Origin of the sequence: Caballeronia pedi (genome assembly GCF_001544915.2) — a bacterium.
In the GTDB taxonomy this organism is placed as follows: Bacteria; Pseudomonadota; Gammaproteobacteria; order Burkholderiales; family Burkholderiaceae; genus Caballeronia; species Caballeronia pedi.
Map to the genome: position 1 here is coordinate 319,598 of NZ_FCOE02000001.1, position 22,244 is coordinate 341,841.

Consider the following 22,244-nt stretch of genomic DNA (forward strand, 5'->3'; position numbering starts at 1 on the left):
CGATGTGCTCCATGCAGTTTCGGAAGCGTCGGGCAAAAATTCAAGGCGTTTCGCTGACCTTCGATGCTGTGCTGCAACCGAGCCTTCGTTTAGACTCCGCAGACTTTCTTCCTTCGGCAATACGCGCACGCGCCGCAATCGGCTCCGCATGATGAACGACGATCCTCTCGGTCTGGCCCAGACCGCATTCGCGGCGCTCGCCGACATCGCCTTTGCCTGCGCGCTCGGCTCAATGCTCCTGAATGGCTGGCTGACACGCGAACAGGCGTTCGCGCCCGTGTCGCCCGCGCGGGCCGGCTGGCGGCGCGCGGCGCGAGGCGGCTTGCTTGCGGCGATTACTCTGATGCTGTGCAACTTCGTTTCACTGTGGCTGCAGTCGGCGGCGATGAGCGGCGCGCCGGTCGCCGAAGCGGGCGCGTCGTTGTGGCTGGTCGCGACGGGCACGCATGCGGGCATCGGCTGGACGGTCGCGCTGGCGGGCAGCGTGCTCCTCACGCTGGCGGCGGGCGGGGGCGCGTCATCGGTTGCGCGCATCGGATTCGCGGCGCTTGCCGCGCTGGTCGTCGCGGCGGGCAAGTCGGCGGTCGGTCACGCGGCCGACGCGGGCGCGTTCTCCTTCGCGGAAGGCGTGCAAACGCTGCATCTCCTCGCGACGGCCGTGTGGGGCGGCATCGTCATCGCGGGTGCGTTCGTGTTGCCGGCGCTCGACACATCGGTGGCGCGCGCGTTTCTGATCCGCACGGTCGCGCGCATGTCGCGCACAGCGGCGATCGCGCTGGCGTTCGTCGTCCTGACGGGCGGGTTCAATGCGTGGCGCGGCGTCGGCGGCTCGTCAGCGGTGCTGACAGCGAGCGCCTGGGGTCACGCGTTGCTCGTGAAGCTCGCGCTGGTCGCGCTGGCGCTCATGTTCGGCGCGCTGAACCGATGGTCGGCGCTGCCGCGTCTGCAACGCTCGGCTTCGACGATGGACGCGCACACGGTCATCAACGTGATGCGCATCGAAGCAGTGATGATGGCAGGCGTGTTCGCGGCGGCGGCCGTGCTGTCGCACAGCGTGCCGGGATCCGCGCTCGGCGGGTGAAACGACGCGCGTCTTACTCGTAGCCGAGCTTGTGAGAGACGATCGGCGCGCAGAAGAGCGCCACCGCGCAGCCGATGACCTTGCCTTGCAGCTCGACGAAGGCCGTGTGCGAATCGGCGCTGAAGATCACTGCGAGCAACTGCGGCAGGCAGAACACGAACGCCGCAACGATGAACCAGCGCGTCACCGCCGCGATGCGCCAGCCGTGCTGCGCGCCGATGCCCGCGGCCACCACGCGCGCCACGCCCAGCGCGACGAGCGAGCCCACAGCCAGTTGCGCTCGGACGTATTCATCGGGAAGGACGTGCCACATGATCGTTCTCGCTCTTTTTAGTGACTTTTGGCAAGGGTACGTGCAGGAAGCTCGTCAGTATGTACGAGAAAACGCAGATCGTGAACGGGATTTTTCAACGCGGCCCGGGCGGGCCGCGAGCGCTCAGAACGTGTGTTCCGGACCGGGAAAGCTGCCGTCCTTCACGGCGCGCACATACGCTTCGACGGCCGCGAAAATGTTCGGCTGGCCTTGCATGAAATCCTTGACGAAGCGCGGCCGCTTGCCGTGGAAGATGCCGAGCATGTCGTGCAGCACGAGCACTTGCCCGGAACAGTCGATGCCTGCGCCGATGCCGATCGTCGGAATCGCGAGCGCCTCCGTGACTTCGCGCGCGAGCAGCGTGGGCACCGCTTCGATCACGATCAGTTGCGCGCCGGCTTCCTGCAGCGCGATGGCGTCGCGCTTCATCTGTTCGGCCGCCGCCTCGGACTTGCCCTGCACCTTGAAGCCGCCGAACGCATGCACCGACTGCGGCGTGAGCCCGACGTGCCCGCACACCGGAATCGACCGCTCGACGAGAAAGCGCACGGTGTCCGCGAGCCATTCGCCCCCTTCGATCTTCACCATCTGCGCACCCGCGCGCATCAGCTTCACAGAGTTCGCGTAGGCATCTTCCTTCGAGCCGATCGTGCCGAACGGCATGTCCGCGACGACCAGCGCGCTGCGGTTGCCGCGCGCCACCGCCGCCGTGTGATACGCGATGTCCTCGAGCGTGACGGGCAGCGTCGTGCCATGTCCTTGCAGCACGTTGCCGAGCGAATCGCCGATCAGCATGACATCGACGCCCGCGCGTTCGAGCAGCGCGGCGAAGCTCGCGTCGTAGCACGTCAGCATCGCGATGCGCTCGCCGGCCTCGCGCATGGATTGGAGCTTGGGTACGGTGATCGTCGAGCGATTCGTTTCCTGCAGATACGTCATGATCGTTTCACTAAAGAGGGCGTGGCTGCGCGGCGCGCTCAGACCGATACGCCTTTGACAAAGAATTCCTTGCGCCCGCGCATCGTCTCGATACGCTCGACGAGGAGCGCGAGATCGTCGTCCGATGCAAGCGGGTTCAGGTGCTCCGCGTTCACCGTGAGCAACGGCGTCGCGTCATAGTGATAGAAGAACTCGTTATACGCATCGCAGAGCGCGCGCAGATACGAATCCGAGATCTGCAGTTCCATCGGCAGCGCGCGCTTTTGAATGCGCGCGAACAGCACTTCGGGACTCGCCTGCAGATAGATGACGAGATCGGGCGCGGGGCCGCTCGAACGAATGTGCGAGGCGACATCCTTGTAGAGCTGGAACTCGTCGTCGGGCAGCGTGAGGCGCGCGAACAGCTCGCTCTTCTGCGTGAGGAAGTCCGTCATCAAAGCCGCGCCGCTCGTCACGATATCGGCGGCTTCCTGCGTCTGCGATGCGCGCTGCAACGAGAAGTTCAACTGCGTAGCGAGCGCATGGCGCGTGGTGTCGCGATAGAAGCGTTCGAGAAACGGATTGTCCTGCGGACGCTCGAACAGCGTGCGCATCGACCAGCGTTCGGCGAGCAGAGTCGCGAGCGTGGTCTTGCCCACGCCGATCGGCCCTTCGATCGCAATGTAACGGTGGGGCGGCCGCAGTTGCGGCGCGGTCACGGTGAGTGGCGGAACGCTCATCGGCAGTCTGTCTTGTTGGAAGGGGCGGGGCTCGTGTCAGCGGGGGTGGACTGCGTGCCGACCATGCACTGACACGCGGCGACTTTCTCGATACGCTGATCGGCGACGTCCGCGATGAACGAATCCGCGCGGCCGCGTTGAGGAAGAATGAGATCGGGTTCGAGCTCGACCAGCGGCACCAGCACGAAGGCGCGCTGCGTCATGCGCGGATGCGGCACGACGAGATCCGCTTCGTCGATGCTCGATGCGCCATACAGCAGGATGTCGAGATCGAGCGTGCGCGGCGCGTTGCGATACGGCCGCTCGCGCCCGAACTGCAACTCGATGTGATGACACAGACGCAACAGCGCGCGCGCCGGCAGGCTCGTTTCGAGCTTGACGACGCAATTGAAGTAATCGTCGCCCGATGCATCGATCGGCGCGGTGCGATACACGCTCGATTTCGCGAGCACGGTGATCGTGTGCTGCTGGGCGAGACACACGACTGCGTCTTTCAGGGTCTGGCGCGCATCGCCGAGATTCGCCCCCAGGCCCAGATAAGCAATCGTCATGGCAGAAGTCCTACGCGTAGGTCACGGCGAAAAGCGGGAAAGCAACATCGCTCTTCGCTACTGTAACCAAAACCGGCGTTACTCGTTGTCGGCGCCTTCGCGACTGTTCGGCGCACTGGATACGACGTCGCCTTCGCGGCCTTCCGCGGCCTGTTCCACCGACTCGCCCGTGCGGCGCTTCGCGTTGCTGCGACGGCGACGCTTCTTCGGCGCGTTGCGGTCCTTGCCGCCTTCGGACAACAGCGTTTCGCGCGCGGCGTGATCGCCGTCGATGAAATCGCTCCACCATTGACCGATGGCCGCATCGAGCTCGCCCGATTCGCAACGCAGTAGCAGGAAATCATACCCCGCTCTGAATCTTTGGTGTTCCAGCAGCTTCAGCGCGCTGCGGCCGCGCTTTTCCAGCCGATGCTGAAGACCCCAGATCTCGCGCATGTCCGACGAGTAGCGCTTGTGGATCGCGAGCTTCTCGGTCTGCATGTCGAGCACGTCGTCCATCGCGCGATGCAGCGCGGGCACCGGATATTCGCCGTTGGCCGTGAATTGCTGCCAGCGCGTCTGCACGTCGTGCCACAGCAGCGTGGCGAAGAGAAAGCCCGGCGACACGGGCTTGCCCGCACGCACGCGTTCGTCGGTGCTGGTGAGCGCGAGCGTGACGAACTTCTCGCCGTGCGGCTGTTCGAGCACGACGTCGAGCAGCGGCAGCACGCCATGATGCAGACCTTCCTGACGCAGCCGCGTGAGACACGCGAGCGCATGACCGGACAGCAGCAGCTTCAGCATCTCGTCGAACAGACGCGCGGCCGGCACGTTGTTCATCAGATCGGCAAGATCTTTAATAGGCGCGCGCGTGGCTTCGTCGATCTCGAAGCCGAGCTTCGCCGCGAAGCGCACCACGCGCAGCATGCGCACCGGGTCTTCGCGATAGCGCGTGGCCGGATCGCCGATCATGCGCAACAGACGCGCGCGGATATCGGCCATGCCGTCGTGATAATCCAGCACGGTTTGCGTGGCCGGATCGTAGTACATCGCGTTGATCGTGAAGTCGCGGCGCGTGGCGTCTTCGTGCTGCTCGCCCCAGACGTTGTCGCGCAGCACGCGCCCGCTCGCGTCGACGGCATGCGTGCGGCCATCGAGCTCGCCACGTTTCAGACGGCGCGGTGGTTCGGCGGCCGGTTCCGGCGGCACATCCATCAGCGCGCGGAACGTCGATGTCTCGATGATCTCCTGCCCGAACTGCACGTGCACGATCTGAAAGCGCCGCCCGATGATGCGCGCGCGGCGAAACAGCTTCTGCACCTGATCGGGCGTGCCGTCAGTGGCGACGTCGAAGTCCTTGGGCGCGACGCCGAGCAGCAGATCGCGCACCGCGCCGCCGACGATGAACGCGCGATGTCCCGCGTGCTGCAGGCCGTCGGTCACGCGGACCGCGTTCTTCGAGATCAGCGACGGATCGATGCCGTGAATGTCCGATGACAGGATGACCGGCACGCTCGGGTCTCGCTTCACGTGCACGGCGGCTTTCTTGCGCGGGCTCTTGCGAGCCGGTTTGTCGTCGGGCGAAACAGGTGGCGTGTCGTTCGCTGCGCCTTCGTCGGAGTCGGCGCTGTCTTGCCCGAACAGCTTGCGGATGAGTTTTTTAATCACGTGTGTCGAACAGGTTCAGGATGCGCCAGCCTTTGGCTTGCGCGTGCGCGCGCAGGGTGTCGTCGGGATTGGTCGCGACCGGGTCGGTGACGCGCTCGAGCAGCGGGATGTCGTTGTGCGAGTCGCTGTAGAAATAGCTGTGCTTGAAGTCGTCCAGCGTTTTGCCGCTCGCTGCGAGCCATTGCTCGACGCGCACGATCTTGCCTTCGCGATAGCTCGGCGTGCCGGTCGGCCGGCCGGTGAGCGCGCCGTTGGGATGATCGTCGACGGTTTCCACTTCGCAGGCGATCAGGGTTTCGATGCCGAATGCTTCCGCGATCGGCGCGGTGATGAACGCGTTGGTCGCGGTGACGAGGCAGCAGAGATCGCCGTTGTCCTGATGCTCGCGCACGAGCGTCACGGCGGCCGGCACGATGCGCGGATTGATCACCTCGCGCATGAATTGCGTGTGCCAGTCGGTGAGTTGCTCGCGCGAGTATTTCGCGAGCGGCGCGAGCATCGCGTGCAGATACGCGTTGATGTCGAGCACGCCCGCCTTGTAATCCGCATAGAAGGCGTCGTTCTGGCGCGCGAAAGAATCCGCGTCGACGATGCCGAGTTTCACCATGAAGCGGCCCCATTCATGGTCGCTGTCGGTGGGAATGAGCGTGTGGTCGAGATCGAAAAGGGCGAGGTTCATGGGTGCGCATTCTACTTGAAGCGGGTCGGATCGTTGTCCGGCGGGGCCAGGCTGGAATCGGCAGCGGCCGGATCGCCGAACAGATCGGCCGCGCGGTCCTGCGCCGGCACGGGCGCGAGCGGCGCTGCGCGGCCGGTCTGCTGGAGCATCGTGCGCAGGAGCGCGCGCGTCACCGCGCGTTTCTGTTCCAGCGAGAAGCGGTCGAGTTCGTCGAGCAGGGCCATGAGACTCGGCATGTCGCGGCGGAAATGCGTGAGCAGATAGCCGGGCACGTCTTCCGCGAGCACGATGCCGCGTTCGCGCGCCGCGTGTTTCAGCACCGAGGCTTTCGCTTCGTCGGAGAGCGGCTGGAGGTGGAACACGAGGCCCCAGCCGAGCCGCGTGCGCAGGTCTTCGCGCACGGTGAGCGCGAGCGGCGCGTCGTTGCCGGTCGCGACGAGGGCGCTGGTCGGATGCGCGCGCACTTCGTTGAAGAGATTGAAGAGCGCGATCTGCTGCGCGGGCGAGAGGCGGTCGCAATCATCGACGGCATAGAGCGTCACGCGCGGATCGAAACCGAACGCGTTGAGCGCGCTTTGCGGACTCAGGTAGCGCGCGTGGCCGTCCGCCTCGTGCGTGAGCGCCTGCAGCAAATGGCTGCGGCCGCTGCCCGGTTCGCCCCAGACGTAGAACGTGCGGTCCGCGACCGGCCCGGCCGCGAGCGCGTCTTCGAGCGCGCGCAGACGCTCGACCAGTTCGTGATTGCCGGCGGCGAAAAAATTGTCGAAGGTGGCGGGCGGCGGCGTGCCCAGATCGAGCGTCAGTTGGCGTTGCACGGGGAGATCGGTATCGTCGGGCCTTGAGTCGGGCGTATCTTGAAAACTGCCGGATGAGCCGAGGGTATACGCGCAAAGCCGCAGCGGATCGTCGTGTGCGCGAGGGGCTCGGGCGCTTTTCAGATCGCCTTCGATCTCGAAAAGAGCGCCTGCGCGGTGTCTGGCGAACGCGGGAAAATCCAGCCTGCCGACCGTCGTCGGGTCATCATCGGGTAAAATCGCATTTTACCGACCTTCTTGCTTCCCTCCCCATGAATCAACCGAAATCCGCTCCAGACGCCCAAGGTTTGTCGTATCGCGACGCGGGCGTGGACATCGACGCAGGCGACGCGCTCGTCGACCGGATCAAGCCGTTTGCCAAGAAGACGATGCGCGACGGCGTGCTGGGCGGCATCGGCGGATTCGGCGCGCTCTTCGAAGTGCCGAAGAAGTACAAGGAGCCGGTGCTGGTGTCGGGCACGGACGGCGTCGGCACCAAGCTGCGCCTCGCGTTCACGCTGAACCGGCATGACACGGTCGGTCAGGATCTCGTCGCGATGAGCGTGAACGATATCCTCGTGCAGGGCGCCGAGCCGCTCTTTTTCCTCGATTATTTCGCCTGCGGCAAGCTGGACGTCGACACGGCGGCGGACGTCGTGAAGGGCATCGCGACGGGTTGCGAACTGTCGGGCTGCGCGCTGATCGGCGGCGAGACGGCGGAAATGCCGGGCATGTATCCGGACGGCGAATACGATCTCGCGGGCTTCGCGGTCGGCGCGGTGGAAAAGAGCAAGATCATCGACGGCAGCACGATCAAGCCCGGCGATGTGGTGTTGGGGCTGGCTTCGAGTGGCATCCATTCGAACGGTTATTCGCTGGTGCGCAAGATCATCGAGCGCGCGAACCCTGATCTGAACGCCGATTTCGACGGCCGCTCGCTCGCCGACGCGCTGATGGCACCCACGCGCATCTACGTGAAGCCGCTGCTTTCGGCGATGCAGAGCGTGACTGTAAAGGGCATGGCGCATATCACGGGCGGCGGGCTGGTCGAGAACATTCCGCGCGTGCTGCGCGAAGGGCTGACGGCGGAGCTGGATCATCGCGCGTGGCCGCTGCCGCCGCTGTTCGCGTGGCTGCAGAAGCACGGCGGCGTCGCGGATGCGGAGATGCATCGCGTGTTCAACTGCGGTATCGGGATGGCGGTGATCGTCGCGGCGGAAGATGCCGATGCGGCGATCGGGTTGCTGTCGGGCGCCGGGGAACAGGTTTGGAAGATCGGCGTCGTGCGTGAAAGCAAGGAAGGGGAGGCGCAGACGGTGGTGGTTTGAGGGCTGCGCGGTTTGGTTGATTTGGAAGGGAAAGACCCTCGCGTTGCGCGAGGGTCTTTGTTTTTGGGGCGGTGATTGCGGTTGCCTTAGGCTTTTAGTCGAGTCAGTTCCTCCCGCTCAACCTATGGAAAGCAACGGGTTAATAACCGCAGGTACTATAGGGTTGATAATCAGGATAGGAAAACCGATAACAACTGTCAGGCACGTACATAACATCGTGGGTCTGTGCCGGAGTAGATCCGAGTTGCCTTGTGAGAAACGCGGCGGCGATCTTATTGAACGCAGGGCGCGGAGCTGTCAGATGGTGTAGGTCCGCTGTCGAGGTATCGGAAGCCGGTGCGGTCAAACGCTCTCCGGCTGAAATCAATTCCGCTGGATAGACCTTACCTTGATATTCGACGACATACCTGCTGTCGGCGGTGAGATATTTACCGTTGTCGAGCCCCATGCCTGCTGGCGTGGAATACTGATAGCCGCCGAGCGTTTGGATTTCGCCCAAAGGACGCATGGAGTTTCTTTTCAAGTCTTGCAGAGTTCCGTCGAAACTTCCTTTAGAAAGATCAACGCGAAGGAACTGTGTCTGTGCCGTATAGGTTGGCACGAACAAATGTGAGCCTGCAGGCATGAGCGTTGTGTCCGACGCCGCAAATACTAAACGTGGCATGTTTACCGTAAGCGGATTTGCAATATAGTCCACTGTTGGCTGTACGCTTTTAATGGTTTTGAACTGCACTCCCTCGATCGTTGGTGGCGTATAGATGACCGGATCACCGCCCTGGAAGAGTTTCACGACTGACTTCACCGACTGTCCAGCCACGTCCCGCACGTCGAGCGTCACGCGATAAAGCGGAATCGACATACCCTTCACACCGAAATCGAATCCATCCGGCAGGCGCTGGAAGATTTTCGTTTGCGGGCCGAGATCGTCATAAGGCAAGACGTCCGCCGGGAATGCGCCTTCAGTTGTGATGTACAGCATCTTGCTGTACTGCAGCGCATCGGGCCCCGTGAGCGGGACGTAGGATTGGCGCAGCGTGGTATCGGATTCGCCTGTTACGCCGAACCGTGTACGCGTGATTCCGGTTTCGCGGCCCGGGTCTATCGGCGGGGAACCGATGAGCGGGGTGGACGGGTTCGTCAAGATCGCGCCGCCTGTGTCTGGCTTTTGAATGGAATTCCACCCGAATGTGTAGTAGCCGGAGCCGGACGCCGTATTGAAGATGCCATCGAAGAAGCTCGACGCATCGCTCGTCTGGCTCACGGCCTCCGAAGCACCTTCCGGCGCGCCAGCGCCCTTTGCCACACTGGCGATATCGCCGCCTGCTGCTCCATCCGAACCGCTGCACGCGCTCAACGTGGCCGCCATGAGCAAGCTTGCGACGGGCATGAAATACGTGCGCTTTGCGCGCGTTGCGACGGACTGTTTTCTCGACAACATTCTTTTTCCTCGTTTGATTGAAACCGATTCCATCTTCGTGCGAAATGACTGCTCTTTAGCAATCAGTTCGTTATGCGAAATATAGATGGAACAAGCATCCTCGCGTAGCGGCGCATTTTGGCGCAGCTAAAAGGATCGAAGGATGTTAGCTTTTCGAAACAATTGCGCGCAACGTTTCAGTCTGCTTTTTCAGACTCTCGGAAGGCGAACAATCGCCTCCACCGCCCGCTCCGTCGCATTCCCCGCGCAGCAATCCACCACGACGCGCTCCGGCATCGCCCTCAGCCACGTCAACTGCCGCTTGCACAACTGCCGCGTCGCGAAGATGCCCTTGTCGCGCATCTCGTCGTAGCCCGTCGCGCCATCGAGGTATTCCCACGCTTGCCGATAGCCGACGCAGCGCATCGACGGCATCGACACATCGAGATCGCCGCGCGCGCGCAGCCGCTTCACTTCGTCGATGAAACCGTGCGCGAGCATCGCATCGAAGCGCGCCGCGATGCGCGCGTGCAGCACCGCGCGATCCGACGGCTCCAGCGCGATCGGCACGAAGCGATACGGCGCATCCACGTGCTGAGTACGCGGTGCGGCGAGCAGCGCGGACATCGGCTGCCCGCTCAGCATGAAGACTTCGAGCGCGCGCTGGATGCGCTGCGAATCGTTGGGCGCGAGCCGCGCGGCGGTCTGCGGATCGATCGCCGCGAGCCGCGCGTGCAGCGCGGGCCAGCCGTCACGTGCGGCATCGGCGTCGAGCGTGGCGCGCACGTCGGCATCCGCGCCGGGCAGGTCGTTCAGACCTTGCGTCAGCGCCTTGTAGTACAACATCGTCCCGCCGACGAGCAACGGCACCTTCCCGCGCGCGATGATCTCGCCGACGATCCGCAGCGCATCCGCGCGAAACTGCGCGGCGGAATACGTCTCGGCGGGATCGATGATGTCGATCAGGTGATGGACCGCCGCCGCGCGTTCCTCGGCGTTCGGCTTGGCCGTACCGATATCCATCTCGCGATAGACCAGCGCCGAATCCACGCTGACGATCTCGACCGGATGCCGCGCCGCGAACGCGAGCGCGGCCGCCGTCTTGCCCGACGCCGTCGGCCCGAGCAGACAGGCCACAGGCAAAGCGGTATCGCTCATTGTCCGCGCATGAAAAGGCGGTCGAGATCGGCGAGCGTGAGTTGATACCACGTCGGCCGGCCATGATTGCATTGATCGGCGCGCTCGGTCGCTTCCATCTGGCGCAGCAGCGCGTTCATCTCGTCGAGCGTGAGCCGGCGGTTCGCGCGCACTGCGTTGTGGCAGGCGAGCGTGCCGAGCAATTCGTGCTGGCGTTCGGTCAGCACGCGCGATCCGCCGAACGCGTGCAGATCCGCGAGCACGGCGCGCGCGAGCGATTGCAGATCGGCGTCCTTCAGCAGCGCGGGCACGGCGCGGATCGCGATCGATGTCGGCGAGAGCACCGCGAGATCGAAGCCGAGCGCATCGAGCGTGTCGCGCTCTTCCTCGACGACGCCGATCTCGACCGGATCGGCCGTCATCGACACGGGAATCAAGAGCGGCTGCACGGCGATCGCGCGATCGGCGAGCGCGTGCTTGAACTGCTCGTAGAGAATGCGCTCGTGCGCGGCGTGCATGTCGACGATCACGAGTCCGCGCGCGTTCTGCGCGAGCACGTAAATGCCGTGAATCTGGCCGACGGCGAAGCCGAGCGGCTGCTCGCCGGCTTGATCGAGCGCGCTGTCGCTCGCGATGACCGGCGCCGATGGCCGCTCGCTCACGCTCGGGTAGGGCGTGTCGACGGTCGTCGCCGCGTTCGGCGTGCCCGCGCCGGTGTCCTTGCGGCCGAAGAGCGCGTCATACAGCGCGAGCGGCTGCGCGACCGGCAGCGTGCCCTGCGTCATGCGCGACTGGCGCAGCCAGTTCGTGCCGTTCTCGCTTTTCAGATGCAGCGCGTCCGGCGTGCCGACGAAAGGCTTCGCACTGAACGACGCCGTCCCGGTCGGCTGCAACTGCGCCGCGTGCCCGCCCGAAGTGGTCTCCGGCGAAGCGCCCGCATGCCGCGCGAGCGCGCGCTGCACGGCGTGAAAGACGTACTGGTGAATCGAGCGCGAATCGCGAAAACGCACTTCGATCTTCGACGGATGCACGTTCACATCGACCGATTCGGGCGGCAGATCGAGAAACAGCACGTACGCCGGATAGCGATTGCCGTGCAGCACGTCTTCATAGGCGGCGCGCACGGCGTGCGTGAGCAGCTTGTCGCGCACGAAGCGGCCGTTCACGAAGAAATACTGCTGGTCGGCGCGGCCGCGGCTCGCGGTCGGCAGTCCCGCGCAGCCGTACACGGCGAGCGGCCCGGCGCGCTCGTCGAGCGGCAGATGCGCGGTTTCGAACACCTCGCCGAGAATCTTTGCGACGCGCGTTTGCGGATCGCTCGCGTTCCAGTGCTCGATGGCCTTGCCGTTATGCATCACCGAAATCGCGACATCCGGACGCGCGAGCGCCATGCGGCGGATCACTTCGAGGCAGTGGCCGAGTTCGGTCTGCTCGCTCTTCAGGAACTTGCGGCGCGCGGGTGTGTTGAAGTACAGCTCGCGCACTTCCATGGTCGTGCCGACGGTGCCCGCGGCGGGCGAAATTGCGCCCGTTTGCGCGTCGATGCGGGTCGCGTGCGCGCAGCTTTCCGTGCGGCTCGTGATGAACAGTTCGGCGACCGACGCGATCGATGCGATCGCCTCGCCGCGAAACCCGAGGGTCGCGACGGCTTCGAGATCGGCGAGCGAGCGGATCTTGCTCGTCGCGTGACGCAAGAGCGCGAGCGGAAGTTCGTTCGGCACGATGCCGCAGCCGTCGTCGGCGACCACGATGCGTTTCACGCCGCCTTCGTCGAGCGTGATGCGCAGGGTCGTCGCGCCCGCGTCGAGGGCGTTTTCGAGCAGTTCCTTGACGACCGACGCCGGCCGCTCCACCACTTCGCCCGCGGCGATCTGGCTGATGAGCTGGTCGGGCAGCGGGGCGATGGCGCGCGAACGGCGCGCGCCATCGGCTGTCAAAGCGGCTGTCAGGGCGCCGGCAGAGGGTTCGTTGAGATCGGCCATGGCGAAATTATAACGATTCGCAACCTTGCGCCTCTCGCCCGCCAACCTGCTGGCGGATGGCGGCTGGCGACGGGTTTTTTAACCGACGCGACGCGCCACTTCGGTATCATGACGCGACTCCCGCATTCGCTGCCGATGCGCCGGTTTTCCGGCGCCGGCTCAATTTTTTGAGGAAAGATTTTTGGACACGTTGCTGCAATTCCTGGGACTCATCCTACACATCGACAAATCGCTCGGTGTCTTCATCCAGAATTACGGCGCCTGGGTCTACGCGGTGTTGTTCCTGATCGTGTTCTGCGAAACCGGGCTCGTCGTGTTCCCGTTCCTGCCGGGCGATTCGCTGCTGTTCATCGGCGGCGCGTTCGCGGCTTCGCACGAGATGGATCTGTTCGCGCTGATCACGCTTCTGCTCGTCGCTGCAATTACCGGCAACACGCTGAATTACTGGATCGGCCGCGCGATCGGGCCGAAGGTCTTCGACACGAACATTCCCGTGCTCGAACGCTTTCTCGACCGGGCCGCGCTGCAAAAGACGCATAACTTCTATGAAAAGCACGGCGGCAAGACCATCGTGATCGCGCGCTTCGTGCCGGTGGTGCGGACCTTTGCGCCGTTCGTCGCGGGCGTGTCGGCCATGAGTCACGCGCGCTTTCAGCTCTTCAATATTCTGGGCGCGCTGATCTGGGTGCTGCTGCTCGTATTGCTCGGCTATTTCTTCGGCAATATTCCGTTCATCAAGCAGTATCTGAACGTGATCGTGCTGGTGGGGATCGGTGCGGCAGTCGTGCCGATCGCGCTTGGCGCGCTGTGGAAGATGAGCCGTCGCAATTCGAAGGCTTGAGGATCGCGCGGCGCCCGCGACGCCGCGCAGCGCCGTGCTTCGCTTTAGCCGCGTCGGAACAGGCGGATGACGAACAGCAGCACGACCGCGCCGATCACGGCCGTGATGAGCGTGCCGAGGATACCGCCGCCGAACGAAATGCCGAGCGTGCCGAAGATCCATCCGCCGACGACCCCGCCGACGATGCCGACGATGATGTCCACGAGCACGCCGAAGCCGCTGCCGTTCATGATGAGGCCGGCAAGCCAGCCGGCCACGCCGCCGATGATCAGGCTGAGGATGATGCCGTGTTGCATGAGATGCATACGCTGAAACTCCTGTCAAAATTGAAGGTGCGGGACGCAGGCGGAACCTGCATCCGGGCGCGGGGAATGTAGCGGAAATGGCTGTCGTAAGGGCCTGTCAACTGTCAAGGATTGTCGATGCGGCCGCGCGTCGCTGACTTCGGCGGCAGGCGACGCATGGGTTCGGCCGTTTACGTCAAAAATTTAGAATGCCAAAGGGTTTGAGTCGCCGGTTTCCTGAAGTGTGTCGTTTAGGTCACGGTGGCGAATTTGTTTCTGTAATGTTTTATGCTGGCGGGATTGTGTTTCTTCAGAATTTGAGATGTACGTGGGGCGGGCGACTGCGCGCCGTGTCCGCAGTGTCGATCGCGCTTGCAGCCGTGGGGTCGCTGTCCGGCTGTGGCATCCTCCGATGCGGCGGCACGGCGGTGTACGGCGTGGCAATCAGCCTTTGCGCGTGATAAAGACGCCGCGCGTGCGAATACGCGCCGGCGAGTTGAAAAAGTTCAAGACGACAAGCATGAGAAAGCGGGTGGTGGTGCACAAGGAAGGTTTCGGAACGAACCCGCGCGGGGCGATCGCGAGCGTGGCGATCGTGGCGGCAATGGCCGCGGGGCTGGCAGGATGTACGTCGACGCCGCGTACGCCCGCGCCCATCGTCGAGAATTCGGCGTTGAGCGCGCCGCCGGTCGTGCAGAGCACGTCGCCGGGCGTGACGCCCGCGCCGGTCGTGCCGCTCGGGCCGGCGAGCTCCGCGCCCGTCGAGCCGGGGTTTTATCGCGTGAAGCCGGGCGACACGCTGTACGGCATTTCGCGCACCTTCAAGCAGAAGCCCGCCGATGTGTCGAAGTGGAACACGCTGCCCGAAAGCGGGCAGGTGAACGTCGGGCAGCTACTGCGTGTCACGCCGCCGGGCGCATCGGCGCCCGCATCCGCTACAGCGAAGAGCGCGCAGCCGCCGCTTCTGCCGACGCCGGAGAAATCGGCGGCGCAGAAACCCGCGGTCGATAAACCCGCAGCCGATAAGCCCGCGCCCAGCGAAGAGCGTCAAGCCACGGTCGCCGCGACCGCGCCCAAGGGCACGTTCGTCTGGCCCGCGCATGGCGATGTCGTGCGCAAGTTCGGCGCGAGCGGCAACAAGGGCATCGATATCGAAGGCAAGGTCGGGCAGCCGGTCAAGGCCGCGGCCGCCGGCAAGGTGGTGTACGCGGGCAGCGGCCTGCGCGCCTATGGGCGCATGATCATCGTCAAGCACGGCAACGACTATCTGACCGCCTACGCATACAACGAGAAGCTGCTCGTGAAGGAAGGCGACACGGTGAAGCAGGGCGCCACCATCGCGGATATGGGCACCGGGCCGGGCGGCACGCCGGCGTTGCATTTCGAAGTGAGAAAGTCGGGCGCCGCAGTCGATCCGATGCCGCTGCTCGGCGCGGCGGGCGGCTGATCGGCGCGAGAAGGGAGTCGAAGGTGAAGAAGACCGTGATGGCCGCGCTGCTCGCGGTGTCGTCGATGTCGCTGCTGTCCGCTTGCGATCAGCAGCAGAGCGAGGAATCGTTGAACAAGCTCAAGGCATTTTTCAATGCGGTGAAGCCGGACAATCTGCTGCTCAAGAATCTGCAGCCGGGCGTCACGACCGAAGCGCAGATCCGCGATCAGATGGGCGAGCCGGAAACGGAGCGCGCATTCACGGACGGCAGCAAGCGGCTGGAGTATCCGCGCGGGCCGGCTGGCACCACCACGTACATGGTCGATCTCGACGCGAATGGCCGCTTCGTTTCGGCGACGCAGGTGCTGACCGCCGAGAATTTCGCGAAGGTGCGTCCCGGCATGACGATGGACGAAGTCCGCAGGCTGCTCGGCAAGCCGACCGAGATCGCGGAATATCGCTTGAAGAAGGAGCGCGTCTGGAGCTGGCACTGGCTCGAAGACGGCGTGAATCAGGACGCGATGTTCAATGCGCACTTCGGGCCTGACGGCATCGTCACGACGACTTCGCGTTCCGAATCGATCCGCGGCGGCCAGCGCTGATCGCCACTCATGAAAACGATGACCGATTCCGTTATTTGCGACACGCGCCTTCGCCTGATGGACGAGGCGTCGAGCTACCGCGATCAGGCTTTGAACGACTCCGGCGAGAAGGTGATTGCGCGCTGGGATTGTGAACGTGGCCACCGCTGGGACAAGACGCTCGCGGTCGCGCAGAACGTGCGCTGCATGAATTGCGCGATCGAGCGGCGCGAGCTTGAGACCAGGCGCCTGCGCGAACTGGCGCTGGTGCGAGGCGGCGCGCTGCTGTCGCGCCGTTTCACGGACGCCACGACGCCGTTACGCTGGCAATGCGCATACGGCCACGTTTGGGACGCCAGCGCCGATGTCGCGTCGCGCCGATGGTGCGTCGAATGCGCGCGGGACGTATTCGCCAGCTATCGCTGATGCCGCAAAAAGAAAAAGCCGGCAAATGCCGGCTTTTGAGCTTCTTTGTCGGGGCGCTGGCATCCTTCGCCTGCGACTCGCCGTATCGTTGGCAAAAACGCGCGCTTTGATTTTTTTGTTGCGCGCGGCTTTTACCCACGACCCGGCGGAGTGCCGCCCATCCTGTTTATCGGTCTCTCAGCGCGTTTTGCTGCTTCCCCCCGTGCGCTGGAACAAGTATTGCCAACCCCATATCCTATGAATGTACGGTCGCAAACATATCCGCAGATTCATAAGCCCATTGCGGGAAAGCCCTGATCCTCAGCGCGTTATTCAGCCTGCCGACGACACCGTCTGCGCCTGCCCGATGCCCGAGCGCATGTTCGCCGCGACGAGCGATTGCGTGACCATGCGCGCTTCGGCTTGCGCGATATGTTCGAGCGTCGCGTCTTCGAGTTGCGCGGCGAACACGTCGAGCGCGGTGCAAAGGCGCGCGTGTTCATCGTCGTCGAGCGTCCAGGCGGCCTCGGCGGAATGACGCGTATCCAATTCCACTAGCGCTTCGTGCGCGAGCGTGATGTCGTGCTCGCATGCCGGCGCGTGGCCGAACTGGCACAACTCTTCCGCGACCAGCAGGTGACGGCACAAGGTCATGAAGAGCGCTTGCGAGCCGTGCCCGCGATGAAACGCGTCGAGCGCCGCATAGCAACGCAGCAGCATGGCGTCGATCATCGGCTCGCGCGCCGCGCGGCTGTACGTCAGCGCGCGCAACAGCGGCGACATCGAGGGACGGCCGGACTTCATGTTCGTCGATTTCTTCTTCACGACAGTGCTCCCGGAAAGGGTCTTTCAGCGTCTGACATGCAATGCATCATTGCAGCGGAAAATTAGCTGTGCCTTAAGACGACAAGACGTCGGGGCTCATGCGGGCGTCAGCGTTTCGCCCGAGACATGCACCTTCTGGCCGACTGCCACGCCAGGCGCGGCCTCGTAGTTGAAGCTGCGCACGCTGCCGTCGTTCATGCGGACCTGCACCTGATACGTCGTCGCCTTGTGAACCACGTGCTCGATCTGATTGCCCGCGAGTCCGCCGCCGATCGCACCGATGATCGTCGCCGCCGTGCGCCCGCGGCCGTTGCCGATCTGCGTGCCGGCGAGTCCGCCGACCACCGCGCCGCCGATCGCGCCGATGCCGGTCGTCGGCTGCGCGCTCTGCACGGCGTTCACGGCTGTCACTTCGCCTGCGTACGGATCGTAGGCGGGAGCGGGATTGGGCGTGTATGACGTGCTTTCCTGCGCGGGCGCGGGTTTGCGCACCGGCGTCGGATGGTGGCCGCGCACGGCGCGCGGCAAAGATGCGCTCTCCGTAATCGCAGGCTTCGAAGTCTCCACGGGCTTGGCCGTTTGCGCATCGACGAGCGGCGCGGCCGCAACCGTCGTTGCGGTGGCTTTGGACGATGGCAGAAGGCCTGTCATCGCCGCCACGCCGGTGCCGCACGCGAGAATGATCGACACGGCGGCAGCCGCGACGAGCGGGTGAATGCGGGACGGCTTGGTTTGAATCTCGGGAACGGCGTTCATGGCAGCGACTCCTGTGGGTGCCTGCAAGCTATAACGCCGCCCGGCGCACGCGGTGGACGCGATTGCTGTGACATTTGTAAGCAAAAGTCGCAGCGCGCGCCGAAGGATGCGGCCTAGGGTGAATACATATGTTGCGTTAATTTTGTCGATGGCAACATATGTATCATTCCATCCGAACAGAGGACGCCATGAAATCCACGCCGCTTTTCGCATCCGCCGCCGCGTTTGCCGCGCTATCGCTGGTCACGGGCGCGAGCTACGGCCAGGACGGCCAATCGACGCTCGCCAAGGTTCAAAGCGTGAACCTGATCGCGATCGGCCATCGCGAAACGTCGGTGCCGTTCTCGTATGTCGATGCGGGCAACAACGTCATCGGCTTTTCGCAGGATCTGTGCAACAAGGTGATCGACGCGGTCAAGGCGAAGACCGGTCATGCGGATTTACGCGTGCGCTTCATTCCGGTGACGTCGCAGAACCGTATATCGCTGGTGCAGAACGGCACCGTCGACCTCGAATGCGGCGTGACGACCAATCTCACGGCGCGGCAGAATCAGGTCGCCTTCTCCGATACGTTCTTCGTCGCGACGACGCGCCTCCTGACGAAAAAGGATTCCGGCATCAGGGACTTTCCCGATCTCGCGGGCAAGACCGTCGTGACGAATCAGGGCACGACGTCCGAGCGCATCCTGCGCAAGATGAACGAAGAAAAGAAGATGAACATGAGCATCATCAGCGCGAAGGACTATGGGGAAGGGCGCTCGACGCTGGAAACCGGGCGCGCGGTGGCCTACATGATGGACGACGTGCTGCTGGCCGGTACGCGCTCGCTGACGGCGAAGCCCGCCGACTGGGTGCTGGTCGGCACGCCGCAGTCGTCGGAGGCGTACGGCTTCATGATGCGCAAGGGCGATCCGGAGTTCAAAAAGCTAGTCGACGACGCGATGAGTCAGACAATGAAAAGCCCCGAAATCAGGGCGATGTACGACAAGTGGTTCATGAAGCCCGTCCCGCCGAAGAGCATCAACTTCGATTTCCCGATGAGCGAGACGATGAAGAAGCTCTACGCCGAGCCGAACGACAAGGCGTTCGAGTAACGTTGCGCTTACTCCGCGAAGGGCAGATCCGTCTGCCCTTCGGCGCGCATGCCGAAGGTGTTGAGCGTCATCGCGACGAGCGCGTAATAGCCCAGCAAGCCGACGAGATTCACCACCACGACATGACCGAAGCGCGCGACGGCGGCGTCGTAGGTCGCGTCGCTTACGCGCTTCGTTTCGTAGAGTTCGGTCGAAAAATCGAAGATGAGTTTGTCGTCGGCATCGGCGAAAGTCGGGGTTCGGTTCGTGCGCAGTGCTTCGGCGATATCGGCGGAAAGGCCTGCGTCGAGCGCGATCGGATGATGGATGTGCCATTCCGCCTGCGAGCGCCAGCGCGCCGCCGTCACGAGAATCGCGAGTTCGGACAGGCGCAGCGGCAGACCGGTGTCGTAGCGGCAGAACGCGCCGAGCTTCTGCGCGTGCTGCGCGAGTTCGGGGCTGAAGATCCAGCCGAGGAATGGTCCGTTGAGATTGCCGCGCGGGCCGCTCAGGATGTCCTGCAGAACGGCTTTCTGTGCGTCGGAGGCGGTCGCGATCTGGAAGTCGGGGAGTCTCTTGCTCATGTTTCGGTCGATACTCGTTGAGTGTTCGTGAAGCTCTGCTCGATGCGCCGCGCCGCCGTGAAGCACGCGGCTTCGTCGTTCGCTGCGCCGATGATCTGCACGCCGAGCGGCATGCGGCCTTCGCGCATGATTGGCGCGGTGATGACGGGCAGTCCCGCGAAGGAAACGGGCTGCGTCAGCATACCGAGATGCTTCGCCGGTTCGAGTGCGTGAGTGCCGACCATGATAGTCGCGTCACAAAAACGCGGCGCTTCGAAGGGCGTGCAAGGCGCGATCAGGACGTCGAAATCGGCGAAGAGCCGCGACATGCGCGCGCGAAAGCGTTGCTGGTAGCGCAGTGCGCGGGCGTACCACGAAGCGGAACTCAACGCCCCCGCTAGCAGGCGCGTGCGCAATCGCGGCGATACGGTTTCATCGGATGCGTCGAGCAGATTCGCGTGCGCGGCGGCGACTTCGACATTCGAGACGATCGTCGCGGCGCCGCGCACGCGTTGCATGTCGTCCTCGGGCATGACGATGATTTCGCATGGCCCGATCGACGCTGCGCTCTGCAACGCCACGTCCCAGGCTTCCTGCGACGCGTAGGTCTGAAAGAACCCGCCGAGCACGGCGACCTTCAGCGCGTCGCGGCGTTCGCGGGTCGTGTGGCCATCGAGGATCGCGTACAGCGCCGCGAGATCATCGACACTGCTCGCGAAGCCACCGATGCAATCGAGCGAATCCGCATAAGGCAGCGCGCCGCGCCGCGACAACCTCCCGAATGTCGGCTTCACGCCCCACACGCCGCACAGCGCGGCGGGTGCGCGAATGGAGCCGTTGGTGTCGCTGCCGAGCGCGAGCGGCACGCATCCCGCCGCGACGGCGGCCGCCGAACCGCTCGACGATCCTCCCGACATGCGATCGATATCGCGCGGATTGCGCACGGAGCCGAAGTGCGGATTCTCGCCGGTCGCGCCGCACGCGAGCTCGTCCATGTGCGTCGTGCCGACGAGCACCGCGCCCGCTTGCCTGAGCCGCGCGACGGCGTCGGCGTCGCGCTGCGCCTTGGGCGCGTCGAGCCGTGCGCGCGAGCCCGCGATCGTCGCGTGACCTTCGATATCGAACAGGCTTTTGGCTGCGAAGGGCACGCCGGCGAGCGGCCCCGGATCGATGCCCTGTGCGACCAGTCGATCGATGTGCGCGGCGCGTTCGAACGCTTCGTCGTGGAATACGTGATGGAACGCGTTGATCGCGGCGTTCTCGCGTGCGATGGCCGCAAGAGAATCGCGCGTCGCGTCGACGGCCGAACGCCTTCCGGCGCGCACGTCGGTGGCGATTTCAAGTGCGCGGTTCATCGTCGCCAGATTCCGGGCCGGTCAGCGCGCTGTCGAGTTGCCGCGCGCTGGCGTGCATGGCGCCGAGCAGCGCGGCGACGTCGGGCAGCAGCGCATCGGGCAGCACGATGCCGAGTGTGGCCGCCCACGCCTTCAACGCAGCGTGGTTCATGCCGCCTTCACGCCGATGACGCCGAGCGCGCCGTCGATGGCGTCGGAGAGCCGTTCGACGATGGTCTCGATCTGCGCGCTTGTCGTGATGAACGGCGGCGCGATGAGCACGTGATCGCCGATTCGGCCATCGACGGTGCCACCCATCGGGTAGACCATCAGACCGCGCTTCATCGCTTCGCTCTTGATGTGCGCGTGCAGCTTGTGCTTCGGATCGAACGGCGTCTTGCTGGCGCGATCCTGCACGAGTTCGACGCCGGTGAAGAGGCCGCGCCCGCGTACATCGCCGATGAACGGATGATTCGCGTGACGCTCGCGCAATGCCGCGCGCAGTTGCTCGCCGCGCGCCTTCACGTTGTCGAGCAGGTTGTCGTCGGCGATGACCTTCTGCACTTCGAGCGCCGCCGCGCACGCCGTCGCGTGACCGATATACGTATGACCATGCTGGAAGAAGCCCGAGCCGCCGACGATCGTATCGAAGATCTCGTTGCTGACGAGCGTCGCGCCGATCGGCTGATAGCCCGCGCCGAGTCCCTTGGCGATCGCGAGAATGTCGGGCGAGACACCGTCTTCTTCGCACGCGAACAGATAGCCGGTGCGGCCCATGCCCGACATCACTTCGTCGAGGATCAGCAGCACGCCGTACTTGTCGCAGACCGCGCGGATCTTGCGAAAGTATTCGCGCACCGGCGGCACTGCGCCCGCCGTCGCGCCGACGACCGTTTCCGCGACGAACGCCGCCACCGATTCCGGCCCGAGTTCGAGAATCTTCGCTTCGAGTTCGTCGGCGAGGCGTTGGGCGAACGCTTCGTCGGTTTCGCCCGCCTGCTGCTCGCGATACGCGAAGCACGGCGTGACGTGATGCGCTTCGATCAGGATCGGCAGGAACGGCTCGCGCCGCCACGCGTTGCCGCCGATCGCGAGCGCGCCGAGCGTGTTGCCGTGATAGCTCTGCCGCCGCGCGATGAAGTGCCGACGCGACGCTTGCCCTTTCTCGACGAAATATTGGCGCGCGAGCTTGAGCGCCGCTTCCATTGCCTCCGATCCGCCCGACACGAAATACACGTGACCGAGATTTTTCGGCGCGGCTGCGATGAGCCGGTCGGCGAGTTCCTCGGCCGGCTCGGTGGTGAAGAAGGACGTGTGCGCGTAGGGCAACTGCTGCACCTGGCGCTGAATGGCTTCGATCACGCGCGGATGGCTATGGCCGAGGCACGAGACGGCTGCGCCGCCGCATGCATCGATATAGCGTTTGCCGTTCGAATCGACGATCTCGATGCCGTCGCCGCGCACGGCGACGGGAAGCCTGGCGCGTGGCGCGCGATGAAATACCGTGGTCATGGTGCCTGCCTTTCAAGTGCGCGTACAACACGCGATGCATGATTCTAACTCTAT

24 protein-coding genes are annotated in these 22,244 nt (G+C 64.3%); 7 read left to right on the forward strand and 17 right to left on the reverse strand.

Going from position 1 to position 22,244, the window contains the following annotated elements:
- The first annotated feature begins 151 nt into the window (after positions 1-151).
- Positions 152-1,081, forward strand: coding sequence for a CopD family protein (locus tag AWB80_RS01510; RefSeq protein ID WP_061173085.1), 930 nt, complete (start codon positions 152-154; stop codon positions 1,079-1,081).
- Positions 1,082-1,094: 13 nt separating this feature from the next.
- Here the strand turns inward: AWB80_RS01510 and AWB80_RS01515 are convergent, their stop codons facing one another.
- The 7 genes from AWB80_RS01515 to hda all read right to left on the reverse strand — a co-directional run bounded on the left by AWB80_RS01515 (position 1,095) and on the right by hda (position 6,744).
- Positions 1,095-1,394, reverse strand: a complete 300-nt coding sequence (locus tag AWB80_RS01515; protein ID WP_061172863.1) for a hypothetical protein — start codon at positions 1,392-1,394, stop codon at positions 1,095-1,097.
- A gap of 123 nt (positions 1,395-1,517) precedes the next feature.
- Complete coding sequence (gene panB / locus AWB80_RS01520) at positions 1,518-2,333, reverse strand: 3-methyl-2-oxobutanoate hydroxymethyltransferase (RefSeq protein ID WP_061172864.1); 816 nt, start codon at positions 2,331-2,333, stop codon at positions 1,518-1,520.
- 38 nt (positions 2,334-2,371) lie between these two features.
- Positions 2,372-3,052: a deoxynucleoside kinase gene (locus AWB80_RS01525; protein ID WP_061172865.1), complete on the reverse strand. Its 681-nt coding sequence runs from the start codon at positions 3,050-3,052 to the stop codon at positions 2,372-2,374.
- Positions 3,049-3,603, reverse strand: a complete 555-nt coding sequence (gene folK / locus AWB80_RS01530; protein WP_061172866.1) for a 2-amino-4-hydroxy-6-hydroxymethyldihydropteridine diphosphokinase — start codon at positions 3,601-3,603, stop codon at positions 3,049-3,051. The genes AWB80_RS01525 and folK overlap by 4 nt, the downstream gene beginning before the upstream one ends.
- Positions 3,604-3,681: 78 nt before the next feature.
- On the reverse strand, positions 3,682-5,250 hold the full coding sequence (pcnB, locus tag AWB80_RS01535) for a polynucleotide adenylyltransferase PcnB (RefSeq protein ID WP_061172867.1): 1,569 nt from the start codon (positions 5,248-5,250) through the stop codon (positions 3,682-3,684).
- Entirely contained in the window at positions 5,243-5,929 is a 687-nt protein-coding gene (locus tag AWB80_RS01540; RefSeq protein ID WP_061172868.1) for a histidinol-phosphatase, read from the reverse strand. The genes pcnB and AWB80_RS01540 overlap by 8 nt, the downstream gene beginning before the upstream one ends.
- An 11-nt stretch (positions 5,930-5,940) precedes the next feature.
- Entirely contained in the window at positions 5,941-6,744 is an 804-nt protein-coding gene (gene hda / locus AWB80_RS01545; RefSeq protein ID WP_061172869.1) for a DnaA regulatory inactivator Hda, read from the reverse strand.
- A 251-nt stretch (positions 6,745-6,995) separates the two neighbouring features.
- Between hda and purM the strand changes: the two genes are divergently transcribed.
- Positions 6,996-8,051 (forward strand): phosphoribosylformylglycinamidine cyclo-ligase, encoded by a 1,056-nt coding sequence (gene purM, locus AWB80_RS01550; RefSeq protein ID WP_061172870.1) that lies wholly within the window; start codon positions 6,996-6,998, stop codon positions 8,049-8,051.
- A 139-nt stretch (positions 8,052-8,190) separates the two neighbouring features.
- Here the strand turns inward: purM and AWB80_RS01555 are convergent, their stop codons facing one another.
- The 3 genes from AWB80_RS01555 to mutL all read right to left on the reverse strand — a co-directional run bounded on the left by AWB80_RS01555 (position 8,191) and on the right by mutL (position 12,587).
- Entirely contained in the window at positions 8,191-9,489 is a 1,299-nt protein-coding gene (locus AWB80_RS01555; RefSeq protein WP_061172871.1) for a hypothetical protein, read from the reverse strand.
- A gap of 189 nt (positions 9,490-9,678) precedes the next feature.
- Complete coding sequence (gene miaA / locus AWB80_RS01560; RefSeq protein ID WP_061172872.1) at positions 9,679-10,626, reverse strand: tRNA (adenosine(37)-N6)-dimethylallyltransferase MiaA; 948 nt, start codon at positions 10,624-10,626, stop codon at positions 9,679-9,681.
- Positions 10,623-12,587: a DNA mismatch repair endonuclease MutL gene (gene mutL, locus AWB80_RS01565; protein WP_061172873.1), complete on the reverse strand. Its 1,965-nt coding sequence runs from the start codon at positions 12,585-12,587 to the stop codon at positions 10,623-10,625. Before mutL ends, miaA begins: the two co-directional genes overlap by 4 nt.
- 181 nt (positions 12,588-12,768) lie before the next feature.
- Between mutL and AWB80_RS01570 the strand changes: the two genes are divergently transcribed.
- Positions 12,769-13,428, forward strand: coding sequence for a DedA family protein (locus AWB80_RS01570; RefSeq protein ID WP_061172874.1), 660 nt, complete (start codon positions 12,769-12,771; stop codon positions 13,426-13,428).
- 44 nt (positions 13,429-13,472) lie between these two features.
- Here AWB80_RS01570 and AWB80_RS01575 read toward each other — a convergent pair whose 3' ends face one another.
- Complete coding sequence (locus AWB80_RS01575; protein ID WP_061173086.1) at positions 13,473-13,724, reverse strand: GlsB/YeaQ/YmgE family stress response membrane protein; 252 nt, start codon at positions 13,722-13,724, stop codon at positions 13,473-13,475.
- Between the two features lie 508 nt (positions 13,725-14,232).
- Here AWB80_RS01575 and AWB80_RS01580 point away from each other — a divergent pair.
- From AWB80_RS01580 to AWB80_RS01590, 3 genes are read left to right on the forward strand one after another with little or no spacing between them, the layout of a single operon-like run.
- Positions 14,233-15,159, forward strand: coding sequence for a peptidoglycan DD-metalloendopeptidase family protein (locus AWB80_RS01580; RefSeq protein ID WP_061173088.1), 927 nt, complete (start codon positions 14,233-14,235; stop codon positions 15,157-15,159).
- Positions 15,160-15,197: 38 nt separating this feature from the next.
- Positions 15,198-15,743: an outer membrane protein assembly factor BamE domain-containing protein gene (gene bamE, locus AWB80_RS01585; RefSeq protein WP_061173087.1), complete on the forward strand. Its 546-nt coding sequence runs from the start codon at positions 15,198-15,200 to the stop codon at positions 15,741-15,743.
- Positions 15,744-15,752: 9 nt separating this feature from the next.
- Positions 15,753-16,148 (forward strand): hypothetical protein, encoded by a 396-nt coding sequence (locus tag AWB80_RS01590; RefSeq protein ID WP_061172875.1) that lies wholly within the window; start codon positions 15,753-15,755, stop codon positions 16,146-16,148.
- A 312-nt stretch (positions 16,149-16,460) separates the two neighbouring features.
- On the opposite strand, the gene AWB80_RS01595 is transcribed toward AWB80_RS01590, so the two are convergent.
- Both AWB80_RS01595 and AWB80_RS01600 read right to left on the reverse strand, forming a co-directional pair.
- The gene (locus tag AWB80_RS01595; RefSeq protein ID WP_087130885.1) at positions 16,461-16,952 is read right to left on the reverse strand and encodes a hypothetical protein; all 492 of its coding nucleotides are present in this window, start codon (positions 16,950-16,952) and stop codon (positions 16,461-16,463) included.
- 96 nt (positions 16,953-17,048) lie between these two features.
- Positions 17,049-17,708, reverse strand: a complete 660-nt coding sequence (locus AWB80_RS01600; protein WP_061172876.1) for a glycine zipper 2TM domain-containing protein — start codon at positions 17,706-17,708, stop codon at positions 17,049-17,051.
- Between the two features lie 188 nt (positions 17,709-17,896).
- Between AWB80_RS01600 and AWB80_RS01605 the strand changes: the two genes are divergently transcribed.
- Positions 17,897-18,802 carry a glutamate/aspartate ABC transporter substrate-binding protein gene (locus AWB80_RS01605; protein ID WP_061172877.1) on the forward strand — a complete coding sequence of 302 codons (906 nt, stop codon included), beginning with the start codon at positions 17,897-17,899 and terminating at the stop codon, positions 18,800-18,802.
- 8 nt (positions 18,803-18,810) lie between these two features.
- Here the strand turns inward: AWB80_RS01605 and AWB80_RS01610 are convergent, their stop codons facing one another.
- The 4 genes from AWB80_RS01610 to AWB80_RS01620 are packed head-to-tail and all read right to left on the reverse strand — an operon-like array spanning position 18,811 to position 22,190.
- Positions 18,811-19,365: a carboxymuconolactone decarboxylase family protein gene (locus AWB80_RS01610; RefSeq protein ID WP_061172878.1), complete on the reverse strand. Its 555-nt coding sequence runs from the start codon at positions 19,363-19,365 to the stop codon at positions 18,811-18,813.
- On the reverse strand, positions 19,362-20,699 hold the full coding sequence (locus AWB80_RS01615; protein ID WP_061172879.1) for an AtzE family amidohydrolase: 1,338 nt from the start codon (positions 20,697-20,699) through the stop codon (positions 19,362-19,364). Before AWB80_RS01615 ends, AWB80_RS01610 begins: the two co-directional genes overlap by 4 nt.
- The gene (locus tag AWB80_RS43825; protein ID WP_160147401.1) at positions 20,683-20,850 is read right to left on the reverse strand and encodes a hypothetical protein; all 168 of its coding nucleotides are present in this window, start codon (positions 20,848-20,850) and stop codon (positions 20,683-20,685) included. The genes AWB80_RS01615 and AWB80_RS43825 overlap by 17 nt, the downstream gene beginning before the upstream one ends.
- Positions 20,847-22,190 (reverse strand): aspartate aminotransferase family protein, encoded by a 1,344-nt coding sequence (locus AWB80_RS01620; RefSeq protein ID WP_061172880.1) that lies wholly within the window; start codon positions 22,188-22,190, stop codon positions 20,847-20,849. The genes AWB80_RS43825 and AWB80_RS01620 overlap by 4 nt, the downstream gene beginning before the upstream one ends.
- Positions 22,191-22,244 lie beyond the last annotated feature (54 nt).